This window comes from Chthoniobacter flavus Ellin428 (assembly GCF_000173075.1).
Lineage (GTDB): Bacteria > Verrucomicrobiota > Verrucomicrobiia > Chthoniobacterales > Chthoniobacteraceae > Chthoniobacter > Chthoniobacter flavus.
Window position 1 is genome coordinate 127,632 of sequence record NZ_ABVL01000006.1, and the last position, 15,037, is coordinate 142,668.

Annotated in this window: 8 protein-coding genes; 4 read left to right on the forward strand and 4 right to left on the reverse strand. The window is 63.2% G+C overall.

The genetic code is table 11. The features are described 5' to 3' along the window. Nucleotides 1-8: 8 nt before the first annotated feature. From CFE428DRAFT_RS12030 to CFE428DRAFT_RS12040, 3 genes are read right to left on the reverse strand one after another with little or no spacing between them, the layout of a single operon-like run. Nucleotides 9-1,361, reverse strand: coding sequence for a DUF2851 family protein (locus tag CFE428DRAFT_RS12030; protein WP_006979812.1), 1,353 nt, complete (start codon nucleotides 1,359-1,361; stop codon nucleotides 9-11). Between the two features lie 31 nt (nucleotides 1,362-1,392). Next, complete coding sequence (locus CFE428DRAFT_RS12035) at nucleotides 1,393-3,033, reverse strand: TIGR03790 family protein (RefSeq protein WP_006979813.1); 1,641 nt, start codon at nucleotides 3,031-3,033, stop codon at nucleotides 1,393-1,395. Continuing rightward, nucleotides 3,030-3,809, reverse strand: coding sequence for an MBL fold metallo-hydrolase (locus CFE428DRAFT_RS12040; RefSeq protein ID WP_006979814.1), 780 nt, complete (start codon nucleotides 3,807-3,809; stop codon nucleotides 3,030-3,032). Before CFE428DRAFT_RS12040 ends, CFE428DRAFT_RS12035 begins: the two co-directional genes overlap by 4 nt. A 43-nt stretch (nucleotides 3,810-3,852) precedes the next feature. Between CFE428DRAFT_RS12040 and recN the strand changes: the two genes are divergently transcribed. Further along, nucleotides 3,853-5,520, forward strand: coding sequence for a DNA repair protein RecN (gene recN, locus CFE428DRAFT_RS12045; protein ID WP_006979815.1), 1,668 nt, complete (start codon nucleotides 3,853-3,855; stop codon nucleotides 5,518-5,520). Nucleotides 5,521-5,556: 36 nt separating this feature from the next. Beyond that, a complete protein-coding gene (locus tag CFE428DRAFT_RS12050) occupies nucleotides 5,557-6,384 on the forward strand; it encodes a DUF2314 domain-containing protein (RefSeq protein ID WP_006979816.1) in 828 nt (275 codons plus the stop codon). A 91-nt stretch (nucleotides 6,385-6,475) separates the two neighbouring features. Here CFE428DRAFT_RS12050 and CFE428DRAFT_RS12055 read toward each other — a convergent pair whose 3' ends face one another. After that, nucleotides 6,476-7,705, reverse strand: a complete 1,230-nt coding sequence (locus CFE428DRAFT_RS12055; RefSeq protein WP_006979817.1) for a M48 family metalloprotease — start codon at nucleotides 7,703-7,705, stop codon at nucleotides 6,476-6,478. Between the two features lie 244 nt (nucleotides 7,706-7,949). On the opposite strand from CFE428DRAFT_RS12055, the gene CFE428DRAFT_RS12060 reads away from it, so the two are divergent. Further along, nucleotides 7,950-14,138, forward strand: coding sequence for a tetratricopeptide repeat protein (locus CFE428DRAFT_RS12060; protein WP_006979818.1), 6,189 nt, complete (start codon nucleotides 7,950-7,952; stop codon nucleotides 14,136-14,138). 165 nt (nucleotides 14,139-14,303) lie between these two features. Further along, nucleotides 14,304-15,002 (forward strand): hypothetical protein, encoded by a 699-nt coding sequence (locus CFE428DRAFT_RS12065; RefSeq protein ID WP_042724865.1) that lies wholly within the window; start codon nucleotides 14,304-14,306, stop codon nucleotides 15,000-15,002. Nucleotides 15,003-15,037: the final 35 nt, after the last annotated feature.

The window sequence follows — 15,037 nt, forward strand, 5'->3', positions numbered from 1 at the left end:
AGCGGCAATTACCACTGCGCCAACTGCCGCGGGAACTGGCACCGGGCGCAATCGGAGGCGTCGCGCAGGCAGAAGTCTTCGTAGATCTGGAGCAGGCCCTGCTGAAGGGCGACGGATTTCAGGTATTCCTTCTTGCGCGCGCCTTCGCCGAAAAGACGGAGGGCGGCGACTTCGACGCGTTGGTTGGTCAGTGGAGCGCGCAGTTTCTTGAAATCGGCCCAGCGGTTTTCGTCCTGCGCAATCGCCATCGGGAGGAAGACGTTGGCCAGCATTTCGATGACCCGCGACTCGCCGACCAAGGCCATTCGGCGCGGGGAGGTCTTCGAAGTGACAGTGTAGTGGTAGTCCCAGTATTCGTCCTTCAGCTGGTCGAAAAATTCGTGGATTGCGGTGGCTTCGGCGCGATCGACCAAAGCGCGAATCTTGGGCCAAAGGCGCACCATCTGCGCGAGCGCAGCAAGCCGCCGTTGGGGATGATTGGCCGGTCGCTGGCCGCTCATCCGCCAAAGCGGCGGATCGATTTTTAGCCGCTCGAATTCCGCGCGCCGCGGCCACCAGTTTTCCCACAGCCCGCGCAGATAGGTGCGCGTGGAGGATTCCAGACTGGCAAGATCGTGTGGCAGAAATCCACTGGCGCCGAAGAGCAGGGTATCGGCCTCACTTTTGCGCAGGAGTCGCAGGGGAAGACGTTGGGCGAGCAGTGTGAAAGGAAGCTTGTTGCTCTTGTAGCCGAGCGTCGCGGCGAGTGCCTGGAAGAGCGCTTCATCCGGCCCGTGCAACTCGGCGAGACGCGCCAGCGCGGCCGCTTTTCGGCGCAGGCGAAATTGCGCGGCGCCGAAAAGGACCTCATACGCCTTTTCATCTGGGAGCTCGCGCAGCGGGCCGGAGCAACGGCCGAGCTTGGCCTCGGGCGGGGAGGGCACCACATCATCGGAGAGCCGCGAAAGATCCAGCAACACCTGCGGGACGAGCCGATGCTCCGCCGTGCGCGTGAAAAATTCCGCGCCGCTCGGCCGCGTGAAAATGTGCAGCACCACCGATTCGTAGTCTGGATTCGTTGCATGCCCGTGGCGCTCCCAATCCCGCGCATCGAGGTCGATCTCAATCGCGCCACGCACCGGTTCACCGTTGTCGAATGACACCGCCGCCTCGGCGAAATCCGGCCCCGCCTCGCGATTCCACACGCCGAATTGCACGATCCGCACCGGTTGCCCGGTGGTCGTCACGAATTCCCGCCCGAAATCGCCGGCAAACCAGTGGGCCTGCAACTCCAGCTCATCCCAATCCCGCGGCGTGGTCACCAGCGGTTCCTCGCGCACGAGGGTGCTGCGCAAATTCTCGTAGCGGGTCCCGGATTTCATCCCGCCATCGTCTCCACAGCCGGGGAGAAATTCAATGTTTTGCCGAATTCGCCGTCTGCACGGCCGCCGGCGCCGCGGGAGCACGTGATTCCGTGAGCGAGCGGAGCAAATCCACGGCGGGCGAATGCGGAGAAGACGCGATCATTTTCTGGGCGAGATTCTTCGCATCCGCATCGCGGTTGGAGCCTTCCAGTTGAATGATTTCGTGAATGGCCACGCGCATGGAGTCGTCGCCCTTGCCGTAATACTCGCGGGCCTGCGCGAAGCTGGCCAGCGCCGCGTCGCGGTCGTTCACCGAGAGCTGCAACAGCCCGAGTCCTTCCATGATCATCCCGCTGTGATCTTTCTTCGCCAGGGCGCGCAGATCTTCATCGCCCTTTGTGCGATCGGCGGAAAACCACGCGCTGCCCGCTTCCCGAAAATCCGCCCACTCGCCGGAGGTCGGCTTCTCCTCGAGTTCCGCGGCACCCTTGAACGGCCGATAAAGCGGATCGCCCACAAAGGTCGTCATCCACGAGAGCGCGCGCTGGGCCATATAACCGCTTTCGGCAAAAGTGAAGCCCGCGCGGAGACGATCGTGAAAGACATCGAGCTGCGGCGTGAGTGAAAGATACGGCTCATAAACATTGCCGAACGTCGCCGCGGCGCCGGAGGCCAGCAGCGGCCCCACCCAATGATGCAGCGGATCGCGCAATGTCGCAGCGCTGAAGGAATGGATGTGCACAGCGACGGCCCCGCGCGCGAACCGGAAATCCGGCCGCACGAAAGGCCCGCTCATGTGCTCGGCATACCAGCCGAAATAAAGCGAGGCCTGCGTCATGGGATAGCTCTCGGGAAAAAGCCCCGGGCCGTTGTCGAGCACCACGGGCGTGCCGTGGCGGCGCGCCGAATTGGCCAGTGCATACAGCCAGGTGTCGCCTTCCAGATAGCCCGCTTCCTTGATATTGCGCGCATCGACATAGGCGATGCCGGTCAGCCCATTTTCCTCCGCGGCGAGCGAGTCGTTGATCATCCGCTTCACGATGTCCGCGCTGGGCGCATCGAGCCGGCACACCAGCATCAACTCCGGGTGCCGCGCATCCGCGATGGCTGTGAAGCTGCGGAAATACGGATTCGGCACTGCCCCGGAAATTACCTTCATGCGATAGCCGAGAATCGAAAGTTCGGAATCCACCGCCGCGGCATTGGTACTGCCCACCGGTCCCGCCGCCGTCACCTTGTCTCCCGCGTAGCCCTGGGCTTGGGCGATCTTCAGCGGAATGCCGCGAATCAACGCCACGAAACGAATCTTGTTCGACTCCACGGGCCCGAGCGGATCCGTCGGCTCGCGCAGCTTCCACCAGTTGTTCGCGGTGAATGTCTTCCGCAGGGGCTCGGCGATCGTCCGATCATACTCCTCACGGGTGATCTCTTCCCCCTTCGAGCATTTCAGCCCGATGATCTGCTCCTTCGGAATGCCCCGCCGTTCCGCGTAAAAATGTGCGAGTTCCACCGAGTCGTGATCCGTTTCATTATAAACGACGATCGTCGCCCCCGCGTAGGGGCTTGCCACCGGTACGGCCCGGGGCGGCGTCGCGGCGCGCACCGCTTTCGGCGCAGCCATCGCCATCGGAATGAGCAGGCACGCGAGAGCGAGCGCGGGCAAAAGCGTGACACGAGGGAGGAATTTCATAGTTCGATCTTCAGGCCGTCGTAAGCAAGGCGCACCTCGGGGGGAAGCTCGGCTTCCGCCTCGGCGTGCATTACGTCGTGGCACAAATGAGTGAACCATGTCTTGCCCGGACAGACGTCCTGCGCAAGAGCAAGTGCTTCCTCAATGTTCATATGTGTGGGGTGCGGGGTGTAACGCAGGGCGTCCACCACGAGGTGCCGGACCCCGCGCACCGCCTCGCGCGCCGCCGCCGGCACTTCCTTGCAATCGCTCAGGTAAGCCAGCAACGGCTCGCCATTTCGGCGGAGCAGATACCCATTCACCGGGGTGCGCCCATGCAGCACCTGCAAGGGCGTTATCTCTGTAGAGCCGAGACGAAATGGCCCATTAATCACGTAAGGCATCGGTCGCAAATAGCCCGGCCAGCGGTTCTGCCCATTGAAAGCGAAGACAAAGACGCGCTCCAGATCACGCATGGTTTCCGGCGAGGCATAGACCGGCAACTCCTTCTCGCCGAAGCAAAAAGGACGCAAATCATCGAGCCCCATGATGTGATCGGTGTGCGAGTGGGTGAAGACCACCGCATCGATCCGTCGCACGCGCTCGCGCAGTGCCTGCGTGCGGAAATCCGGACCGGTATCGATGACCCAGGCGTAATCCTCGCCCTGGACATAGACCGAGGCGCGGGTCCGTTTATCGCGCGGATCGGGCGAGCGACAGATCCGGCAGTCGCAGCCGATCATCGGCACACCCAGGGAGGTGCCCGTGCCGAGAAAAGTAATCGTCAGTTCTGCCATGCGTGCGGATTGAAAAGCGGGCGCAGCCTTCCATAATCCCGCCGTGCCCGCAACGCTCACCTCCCTTCGCATTCGCAATCTCGCCCTCGTCGAGGAACTCGCCTGGACGCTGCTTCCCGGCTTCACCGCCATCACCGGGGAGACTGGTTCGGGCAAATCGATCATCGTCGGCGCGCTCAAGCTCATCCTCGGCGAACGCGCGGACAAAACGCTCGTCCGCACTGGCGCGGAGAGTTGTACCGTGGAGGCGGTATTTCAATTCGACGATACGAAAGCGCTGAACCGTGAGCTGGAGGAATTCGGCGTCGAGCCGTGCGAAGGCGGCGAACTCATCCTCAAGCGTGTCTTTTCCGCGACCGGCACGAACCGCCAATTCATCAACGGCAGCCCGACCACGCTCGCCGTGCTCAAGCAGCTCGGCGACGGCCTCGTGGACTTGCACGGCCCGCACGATCACCAGTCACTGCTCGCGGATGCCAAGCAACGCAGCCTGCTCGATTCTTTCGCTGGCGCCGATGCGCTGCTGGAAAAATACGAGGAGCAATTCCGCAAGCTGAACCAACTCATCGACGAACACACCGAGCTATCCACCAGCGAGGCAGCGCTGGAGCGCGAGGTCGATCTGCTTCGACATCAGGTGCACGAAATCGAAGCCGCGCAATTGAAGCCCGACGAAGAAGGGGAACTGCTCGCCAAATACAACGTCGGCGCCAACAGCCGCCGCCTGATGGAACTCTCCACCCAGGCCGTCGGCCGCCTCTCCGAAGAAGAAGACGCCGTGCTCGGCCGCCTCACGGAAATCGGCAAGCTCATCCGCGATCTCGAGCGGCTCGATCCCGCCGCCGCGCGTTTCAGCGAATCGCACCTGCGCGCCGCCACCGAGCTCGAAGACCTCGTGCAATCGCTGCAGGACTACGCTCAGGAGATGGACCTCGACCCCGAGCGCCTCGCCCAGATGGAAGAGCGCGTGTCTCTTTTCGAAACGCTCAAGCGCAAGTACGGCGGCAGCCTCAAGGAGGTCATCGCCTTCGGCGACCAGGCCGGCGAGCGTCTGCGCAAGATCGAGTCGCGCGGCACCGAACTCGCGCGCCTCGCCAGCGAGATCGAAATCGGACACAAAGCCGTGCAGGAAGCCGGCAGGAAACTCAACGCCAAGCGCGCGGCCGCCGCGCCGAAACTGGCCACGAGTGTTACCTCGCAATTGCGCGATCTCGGTTTCAAGAAATCCGATTTCCGCGTCGGCCTCAACGCGCTGGAAAAGCCCGGCCCGCACGGCTTGGAAAGCATCGAATTCCTCTTCGCACCCAATCCCGGTGAGCCGCCCAAACCGCTCAAAGCCATCGCCTCCAGCGGTGAAATCTCGCGCGTCATGCTCGCAGTGAAATCCTCCCTTGCCGCGCAGGACACCATCCCGCTGCTCGTCTTCGACGAAATCGACGCCAACGTTGGCGGCGAGATCGCTCACGCCGTCGGCGCGAAAATGAAATCGCTCGCCGGCGAACATCAGGTGCTGTGCATCAGTCACCTCCCGCAAGTCGCCGCCCAGGCGAACACGCAATTCGTCGTCACCAAGGAATTCACCAGGGACCGCACCACCTCACAGCTCGAGAAAGTGGAAGGCAAAGCGCGCGTCGAAGAAATCGCCCGCATGCTCGGCGGCAAAAGCGACTCGGCGCTCGCGCATGCGAAGACGCTGCTCGGGGCGAAGTAGCTGAATCGCCTAAACGATTGGTTATCCTGATTACCTATGAGCGAACCCGTTTATATGTTCGATGGTGCCGAACCGGCCATGCACCAAGCGTATGTGAATGCGCAGAAGTCCTTTAGATATTTCTGGCGCGAGTTGTCCTGGGAGCATCGCAGGATCGTTCCAGGCCTCGACATGTCGATGGTGAAAATGCCTTTCACCGATGGCCCGCGCACGGACGGCAAGCCGGCTTACGAACACATGTGGGTTGGGGAGGTAGACTTCGATGGAGAGACCATTTCGGGCAAACTCCTTAACTCCCCCAACTGGCTGACTTCGGTCCGCGAGAGAGCAACCATTCGTTTGCCATTCCCGAAGCTCGAAGATTGGATGATGGTGGTCCAGGGAAAGGCGTATGGCGGATACACTGTCAATGTCGTGCGAGCGAAGATGGGAGCGAGCCAACGCAAAGAGCACGACGCGGCTTGGGGTCTGGATTTCGGCGATCCAGCTGTCATCCGCACGGAGATTGGTGAGCGGGCGGAGAAGCCCAAGAGATCCTTCTTTGAAAGTCTCTTCGGTAGCGGCAAAACGCCTACGCCGGACCAGGAAACTTTCCGCGATCACCCGATGTGCGTGAACATGCTCGGGAAGATCGAAGAACAACTGAAAGGCGATGGTTCGATCGCCCGTTCGACCGATCACGAAGGCTGGACTTTGCTGCAGCGGGAGGCGCTGGCGGGCAACCTCGGAGTGGTGAAACTGCTGGTGCGCTATGGGGCAGATGTCACTGCCAAAGCCGGCCCGGGTCGCACCGCCTCGGAGCTTGCGCGCGGCATCGGTTGGTCGGAAATCGCCGATTTCCTCTACCAATCCGCACTCAATTAGCAATGCTTGGCAGAAGCGGTTCTGCCCTTGCCCCAAAATGGCGCTACGCGCGTTGGGTCGGTCGGCGACTGGGAAGTCGCCGCTCCCAAGTTCAATCTGCTGGCATCGGTCGCCCTTCCGTTGACCACTGGCGAGGCCGATGCGCCTTTTGCCGCCCATCACGCTCCCAGCGGTTCATCACCGGCGTGATGAAGGCCACCACCAATCCCAAGGCCACCGCGTTCTGCCACGTAAACCGCGCCGGCGCCGCGGGTCGCGGATACTCCGGCGTCACGCCGGCGGCGATCAGTCGGTCATACAGACTCGGATGACTCAACGTCGCGGGTGTCACCGCTGGCACCTGGTTGAGCTCATAGAGCCGCTCCAACGCCCGGGCGTAAACTCCCGGAGACGGTCCTTCGTGCGTTTTCGCGGCGGAATCCGCCCGTTGCTCCATGCGGCGGCGAAAGGCCCTGACCAATCGCGAGACTACGATCAACAGCGCGCAGATGCCGAAGTATCCCGCCCAGCCAAAAGCATGCGTCGCCGGTTTGAAAAAGATGGCCGGCAACAAGGTGAATGTCGAAAGCACGAGCATCGCCACGGTGCCTCGCGGCTCGCTGAGATGGCCGAATTCATGTGCGCAGACCGCCCCCAATTCGTCGTCCGGCAGGACGTCCATGGCCATTTCCGTCACGGCCAAAGTATTGAGTAGCGGAAAGGCAATGGCGTTGGCACCGTAGAGGCGCAGCAACCCCACGCGCGGCATCGGCAGATCCATCCGCGTTGCGATCTCACGGACGATCTCTTGCAGCCGCGGCGGCGCGGGGATGAGGACACCCATCCGTCGCAAAATCCAAAGCGCGCCTCCCCAGACGAGTCCGAGATTGAGCGCGATGACGAGCGCGGTGACACCCACCGCGGTCCAGCCCAGATGATTGGGCATCAGGAAAATAGCGGCGATCAGGACGCCCACCGCCATGAGCCGAATGACAAAGACGGCGGCGAGATTGCGCAACCACCGACCCAGGGCCAGGTTGGGAAAGACGGCCTTCGCGGTCGGCCACATTCCGAGGATGACACCGGCAAAGCCCGCCACCGCCGCGGGGAGATAAGCCAGCGGGATTTCGGGAAACTGCGAGTATTGAGCGGCGGCGAGGACGGCCGGAAAGATGAAGAACAGCAGGCCGTTTGTCTTCCGGATCGGCCAAAGGAGGCGAGCTCGCGCGGTCCAGTGAGCGTCCCGCGTCCGCCGCCAGGGCACGAGTGCAAGTTGGTTCATTCCGTAAACCACGATCGCTGCGAGGGCGAAATGGCAGGCCAGCAAGGTCGCGAACAACATGCGGCGACGGTAGTGGGCCACAGTGTGTTCGGCGAGTCAGTTCCATCCCAGTATTGAAGAGAAGGAATGACCACGGGGTACGCGGATTTCACAGATTTCAGAGAGGATTGCGCAGCCGCTTCTGTAATCCGTAAGATCTGTGTCATTCGTGGTTAAAACAACCCGCAGTGGTCCGGCACCCATACAGCCTGGTGCGTGGTGGGCGGGACTTGCCGCCCCGCCGACACGCGCTAGCTTGTGCGCGATGCGGCGTCTCCCCCTTTTCCTTTCCCTGCTCCTCCTGGCACGGGTTGCGCCTGCCGAAACGCCGGTTTCGCCGCGGATCGTCGAGCGCTATAAACAGATGCTGGCGGCTTCCCCGGTGGAGGGGACCGCGCTGGATCGCCTGTGGAAAATCTATGCCGACCAGGGGCAGACCGGGCGATTGCTTGATGAATACAAGGCCAGCGACACCTTTGCCGCCCAGTTGATCCTCGGCCATCTTCTGCGCCGCGCCGGTCGCGCCGATGAGGCCGCGGCCGCCTATCGACATGCCGCGACGCTTGATCCCAAAAGCTACCTGCCCGCGCTGGCCCTGGCGCACTTGGAGAGTGAGCGCTCTCATCCGCGCGACGCCGCCGACTGGCTGGAAAAGGCCGTCGCCGCTATGCCCCCCGGTGATGCGCGCCTGTCCGAGACCTTGCTCCAGCTCGGCACGGCATGGCTCGATGCCGGCGAGACCGACAAAGCCGCCGCCGCTTGGGAAAAGACTGTGGCTCTCAATCCCGAGGACCTTGCGCTGCGCCGCAAGCTCGCCGCCGCCTACGAACGCAATTTCCTGCCCGAGCGGGCCATCGAACATCTCTCCTACGTCGAGGCTCACTCCACGCCCACGGAACGCCCGTTGGTCCTGCAACAGATCGCCCGGATCCAACAAGGTGCGGGGCATCAGGATGCCGCCATCGCTGCGCTGGAAAAGGCGCTCGCCCTCACCGGCCCAGGCAACTGGCTGCGTGGCGACCTGGAGTCCCAACTCATCCGCCTGCATCAGCGCTACCATCGCACCGCGGAACTGGAGGAGCGCTGGAAGAAATACGCCACCGAAAATCCGCGCGATCTCGGCGGCTGCCTGCAACTCGTCGAACTCTACGAGCGCCTCGGCGATCTCGAGCAGCAGCGGGTGTGGCTGGAAAAACTCACCGCCCTCGCGCCGAAGAATTTCGAGTATCGCGAGAAGCTGGCGCGCTTGCTCCTGCAGATGGATCAGCCGGAACCGGCCACGGCGATTTACGACCAGTTGCTGAAAGACCAGCCGACGAATGCGGATTACGTCTTCTCCCGGGCGAAGCTGGACGTGCAACGCGACGCCGCCGCGACGGCGAAACAACGCATCGACGCGCTGCTCGCCGCGCGGAAGAACGACGATTCCGTCCGGGCCAAGGCGCTGGAATTCTACCAGCAAAACCATCTCACCGATTACATCGAGGAGCACCTCACGGCCGACGCCGCGGGCAATGGCGAGGACGCGCTGGCCGCATTGGCCACGTTCTATTTCAGCCAGCATCGCGATGCCGAAGCCCGACGCGTGTTGCAACGCATGGTACGCCCCGCCGAATCGGTCGCCCGCCAGGCCGCTGCGCATTTCCACATCGCCCAGATTTTGCGTGGGCAGAATGACTTCGCCAATGGTGCCGCGGAACTCGGCGCGGCCGCGAAATTGCAGCCGGACAATCGCGATTTCCATCTCGCGCTCGGCGATCTGCACGCCGTGCATGGCGACTATAAACTGGCCCAGGCGGATTTCGAAAACGCGGAGCGCTGCAGCAAAAGCGATGTGGAAAAAGTCGAGGCCGACCAAAAGCTTTTCGAAAGCTACCGCGCGGCCACCCCGCCACACGAAGGTCACGCGCCCACACCGTTCAGCGTGCCCGGTGGAGAGCCGCCGCCACAGGATCCCAACCCCGCGCTGGATCAATACATCATCGCGTTGGAGAAATCCGCGCATGAGCAAAACACCGAGGCCGCGTGGCTGCGGTTGGCCCGGTGGCGGATGTGGAATCGCGACACGAAAGGCGCGGCCTACGCCACGGAGAAAGCGCTGGAGCTGAATCCTAATTCCGTCACGAGTTACGAGTTGCTGGTCAAGCTGCAGACCTCGAATGGCCCCTCGCCGGAAGCCGTGCAGGACCTCGGGGAGCTCGCGCGCATCGATCCCGCGAACCGGGCGAACTATTCGCGCCGCGCGGGCCAACTCGAGCTGCAGGCTGGCCATATCCCGGAAGCGCTCGCCATCTTCGAAAAGCTCGTCGCGGAAAATCCCGGCAACGTCGATGCGCTCACCGACCTCGCGCTCACCCAGCAGCGGGGCGAGCATTGGCCCGAGGCGTTGGCCACGTGGAAGCAAGTCTACGACGCCAGCCCGGTCTCGCACCGGCACGAAGCGCTCAACTCGCTCCTGCATGTGCTCGAGCGGCTCGACCAGCCGCAGGCCTCCGCGGATTTCCAGCTCAAGGCGATCGAGTCGGAACCGAACGATCGCGAACGCTTCGCGCTCTTCAACGAACTGCTCACCCATTGCACCAAAAATCATCTGCTCGACTGGCTGCGCGCCCAATTTGAAAAGCGGCGCAAGCTGCATGCGGATGATTATTTTACCGAGGTGTCGCTCGGTCGGATTTTGAAAGCGAGCGGGCAGATTCCCGCCGCTTTCGAGGTGCTCGCGGATGCTTCCTACGCCGCACCGAACCAGGCCGATGCGTTGCCCGACCTGATTCGCGAAGCCGAGGACCTGCACAAGCTCGACGCCGCGGTGAAGCTGCAGGAGCAACTGCTGCGCATCGCCCCGCAGGAGACGCCCGATGGGTTGATCAAGCTCGCGCAATTACAGGAAAAGAATTTTGCCATCGAGGCCGCTGAGCAGACATGGGAGCGCGTGGTGCAGAAGTTCCCGCGCGACACGGTGGCGCTGAATCACGCCACTGACTTCCAGCTCGCCTGGGGCACGCCGGAACGGGCCATCGTCCTGCTACGCAAAACGCGCACGCTCGACCCCGCGAATGCCCGTTCGCTGGCCGCGCTGGCCACGCTCGATATCGAAGCCGGGAACAACGCCGAGGCGCGTGGATGCCTCGAGGAAGTGCTCCGCGTCACGCCGCCGGAAAAGACCGGCGATCCCATGCATTTCCCAGCGGTGAAGCCGACCGAAGCCGGTCGTTTGCAGACCGCTTATCTCGCCGCGGTGGGCCAGCGCAATGGACGTCCCGCGCCGGAGGCGATGCGCGCGCTGCGCAGCTTTTGGGTGGATGAAGCGGCGGAGAAAAGCAGCGGCGATACGAAGAGCGACCGCGACCTGCGCTTCAATGCGATCCGCCAGCTCGCGCAGATCGTGGCCTCCAGTGGAAATGCCGCGGACCGAGCGCAGTGGGTCGACCGCTGGCGCAAGAACGCGGACTCGCCGAGCGAGGTGCTCTGGGCGCTCTTCTACGTCGGCGACGGTGCAGCGACGCTCGATCGTGTGCAGTCGATGATGAGCGGGCAGATTCATGACCCGAAAATGGCGCAGGCCTTCATCTGGCTGGCCTTGCAATCGAAGCAGTACGCGCGGCTCGCCGAATGGTTCCGGGACAAGCATCGCACGCCGAGCGAGCGGGATTATCTGATGATCGCCCTCGGCCAGGCATTGGATAACAGCGACCAGAAGACCGATCCCGCGATGATCGAGACGCTGTTCGGTGAAGGCACCCATCTGCGGCCCTGGCAGGCGGCGGAACTTTTCGCCAGCCGCAATCGCTTTCACGAAGCTATCCAGCTCGGCCAGCGCGTCTTCGACAGCTCGACCTCGCAACGCGCGGTCTGCGGTCTCGACCTGGCCCAGTGGCATCTCATGCTCGGCCAGGTGGACGAGGCCCGCGCCCTTCTGCACACGACCATTTCCTCCTCCGCGGAATCGCTCGACGCGCCGGTCTGCGCCGCATTGCGCGAGTATTACCTGCTCCTGCCGGAGCCGGATCGCCGGGCCTTCGTCGAAACCTATCTCGCCGCGCATCAGTCGCAGCCGCTGCATGCCGCGCTGGCCGGTGCGCTATTGCACGGGCTCGCGGGCGATGAAAAGGCGGCCGAGGCGGACCTCGACCGGCTCATCGAAATGCGGGCGCTGTCGGGCAATCAATACGACGACACGACCAGCTCCGGTTCGCGCCAGTTGCGTTTCGTGGTCGAGACCGGGACGCAGCTCGAGGCACTGAAGCTGGAAAATCTCGCCGCCTATTTTTGGGAAAATGCGCTGGCCGATGAAGCGCTGGTGCAGCTTCAGGGGGACCAGGCGGCGAGCCTGGCACGCGACATTCGCCAGCGGCTTTGTATCCTGCGCGCCGCCGATGCGCCCGCCGGCGAGCTCACTCAGTGGCTCGATCAGTTCACCCGCCTCTCCCCCGGTGATGGGTTGGGGCCGCTGGCCAATGCGCTTTCCAGCATGGGCGTGCATGCACGGGCCATCGCCATCTATCGGCAAATTTGGGAGCGCGATCCGGCCGACACCGAATCCGTGCGTAATCTGCTCACGGTCTGTCGTGCGGCGGGCGACAACGACACTTCGGGAAACGTGCTCCGCACGGTCCTCAACGACAACGGTGGGCGCTTGCCCGACGGCGCGCGGCGCGAGTTTCTGCTGCAGTATGCCGACGTGCTCGAGCACAAGGGCGACCTCGACGGCGCGCGGACGGCGCTCGGGAGCGCGGTGGAAAGCACGCCCGGCGATACCCGGTTGCTCTTGCGCCTCGCGGAGTTGCACGACCGGGCCGGGCATGCCGACCAAGCGATGGCGACTTATCAGCGGCTGCTCGTCATGGAGCCGGGCAATCTCGCCGCCCGTCTCGCCCTTTCCACGATCTACGAAAATCAAAATCGCCTGAACGATGCGCTGGTCCTTTTCCAGTCTGGAACCGGGCCGGATATGGATGCGCGCCTGGCGATTCTCCAGTGTAAGAACAATCAGCCCGAGGCCGCGCTGACCACGCTCGACCGCATCCTACCGCCGCAGCACATCACGCCGGCGCTGAATCTCGCCGCGGCTTTCGTCGCCCGCGATGACCGCCCGCATGCCCGCGCGGCCGTGCAGAGCGCGCTCGCCCACACCACCGAGGCGCGGCTCTGCTTCCCGCTGCAGTGCAAACTGGTTGAGTTACTCACTCCTGAGGATGACCCAGTGATGGCGCGCCGGGAATTGCGCCGGTTGCGGCGCTTTGCCACCGAGGGGGATCATCCCAGTTTGCTGGAAAATTATCTCGAGTTCGCCGGGCCACAGGCGGCGCGACTGAACATTCACGCGGATTTTACGGCTGAGGTGCAGGCCCTGTGGGCGGGAGGGAAGGGGCCGGCGCCGGCCGGTGTGGCGTTGCTCGTGGCGCTGAGCGATGGCGGTGGCAAAGGTCCGCTCGATGTCGCGCTCAAGCAAGTCCTGGCGCGCGAGGATGTGAACGACAAGCTGTTGCAGATGGCGGCCGATGCCTTGGAAAAAGCGGGCAATCGCGAAGCGCTCGCCAAAGTGCAGGAACGCATCGCGCAGGTGAATCCGATGAACGAGCAGAACGTCATCAACCTCGCGCACACCCTTCAGCAGCTCGGGCGGACGGATGCCGCGCGGTCGCGGCTGGAGACCCTCGCCCTGCGCGCGACGCTCAATGAAGATAGCATCGGCAAGGTCGCGCAAGGCTTCGCGGATATCGGCGATACGCAGCGGGCGCTGGCGCTGTATGCGCAGGCGGCGCGCGGGGATCGCTACGCGCGCAATTGGGCGACGCTGCTGCCCTATGCGAAGTTGCAGACGGCGCAGGGCGATTTCGCTGAGGCCAAGAAGACGCTGCGCCGGGCTTTCAGTGTTCCGGCGAATGTCGGTTACGGGGAGATCGTTGACTGGATGGTCGCGGCCAAACGGCTCGATCACGCCGACGAGGAAACGGGTGATTTCGATTTGTCCCCGGGGCGCGCGGATGCGCTGCGGCGTGCAGTGTTCGATTATTGCGAGAAGGCCGGGCAGGCGGTCGAGGCACTGGTCCTCGCGGAGGCGCATCCGTCCATGATCCAGCCGGCATTGGCGGCTCGGGTGCGCAAGCTGGCCGTGACCGCCCACGAATTTGAACGGGGGACGAAGCTGCTGGAAAAGCTCGCCGCGCAAACCGATTCGACGGTGGAATATTCGTTGGAGCTGGCGCGGCTGCTGGGTGACTGGGCGCAGGCGGAATTGACCGGCGGCCATGCGGATAGCGCACTCGCTCATCTGCGTACCGCGCACGAGCAGCATCCGGAACTATTCGATATCACCATGCGCCTGAGCTCTTTACAACAGGAGCGAGGCGATCACCGAAACTCCATCGAGACGTTGGAGAGCTTCCTCGCGGTCGCGAAGGATCCGGGTGAGATCGAGCAGGCCAAGGCCCGGCTAAGTAAATTGAGATGACGCGTCTGAGGGAGGTCGGGAGGAAGTAATTAGTAATCAGTATTCAGTGATCAGTGATCAGTGGGAGCTGGCAATACTGAATACTGAATACTGATTACTGATCACGGAACACCCCCTCGCCGCCTCGTCCTTTACGAACCCCCCGACCTGTGGCATCTCTTCGCCGTGCGTTTTCCCCTCCTCATCGCTGCCTGTGCCGCTTTCGCTCTTGTGGGCTGCGCCTCTGCGCAGCAAAAGGCGGCGAAGGCCGCGACCAGGGCGGAGAAGGAGCAGGCCGCCGAGAATTCGCGATCCAAGGAGCGCCGGCGGATGGAGGCGGTCGAAAATGGCGACGTGAATTCCGTGCGCGGCGCGGAGATCCTGGAATATAGCCCGGACAAATCTTTCAACCCCAGCGCGGCCACGGCCGCCGCGGCCCACGGGGTCTCCACCGGCAAAGCAAACTCGAAGGGTTTCTATTCCGGCCAGCAGTTGCGCGTGGATACTTTCCAGTCGCGCGACTTCTACGACTCGAAGCCTAACCAGGCCTCGCAGCGGGCCTTTGCCACCAACGAGGCGAATACGAAGGGCCGATTCCTGAACCTCTTTGCGAAGAAGAAAGCCGATACCAAGACCGCGGCGACGAAGACGGCATGGGATGCCGGGAAGTCCGCCGCCACGCGACCGCTCTATGACGGCAAGCGCCAGTATCTCGGTCCGGAAAGCAAGAAGATGGGCCAGTCGACGGATCCCGCTGAGTTGGCGAATTGGCGTTCGGGTGGTGGCGAATCGGTCGGGTATGGCGACGGCACCGTCGAGCGGGTGAGCAACCTGAAGCAGCTCTCCGTCGGCGATATTCGCGATCTGTTAAATAAAAGTAAGTAAGCGCCACGCCTGCGCATCCTTGCGTAGCGTGAGGT

Bases quoted from the DNA above. Each gene is read 5' to 3' on its own strand.
- CFE428DRAFT_RS12040 (WP_006979814.1), bottom strand. From the start codon at position 3,809: ATGGCAGAACTGACGATTACTTTTCTCGGCACGGGCACCTCCCTGGGT.
- CFE428DRAFT_RS12055 (WP_006979817.1), bottom strand. From the start codon at position 7,705: ATGTTGTTCGCGACCTTGCTGGCCTGCCATTTCGCCCTCGCAGCGATC.
- CFE428DRAFT_RS12050 (WP_006979816.1), top strand. From the start codon at position 5,557: ATGAGCGAACCCGTTTATATGTTCGATGGTGCCGAACCGGCCATGCAC.
- CFE428DRAFT_RS12060 (WP_006979818.1), top strand. From the start codon at position 7,950: ATGCGGCGTCTCCCCCTTTTCCTTTCCCTGCTCCTCCTGGCACGGGTT.
- CFE428DRAFT_RS12035 (WP_006979813.1), bottom strand. From the start codon at position 3,033: ATGAAATTCCTCCCTCGTGTCACGCTTTTGCCCGCGCTCGCTCTCGCG.
- CFE428DRAFT_RS12030 (WP_006979812.1), bottom strand. From the start codon at position 1,361: ATGAAATCCGGGACCCGCTACGAGAATTTGCGCAGCACCCTCGTGCGC.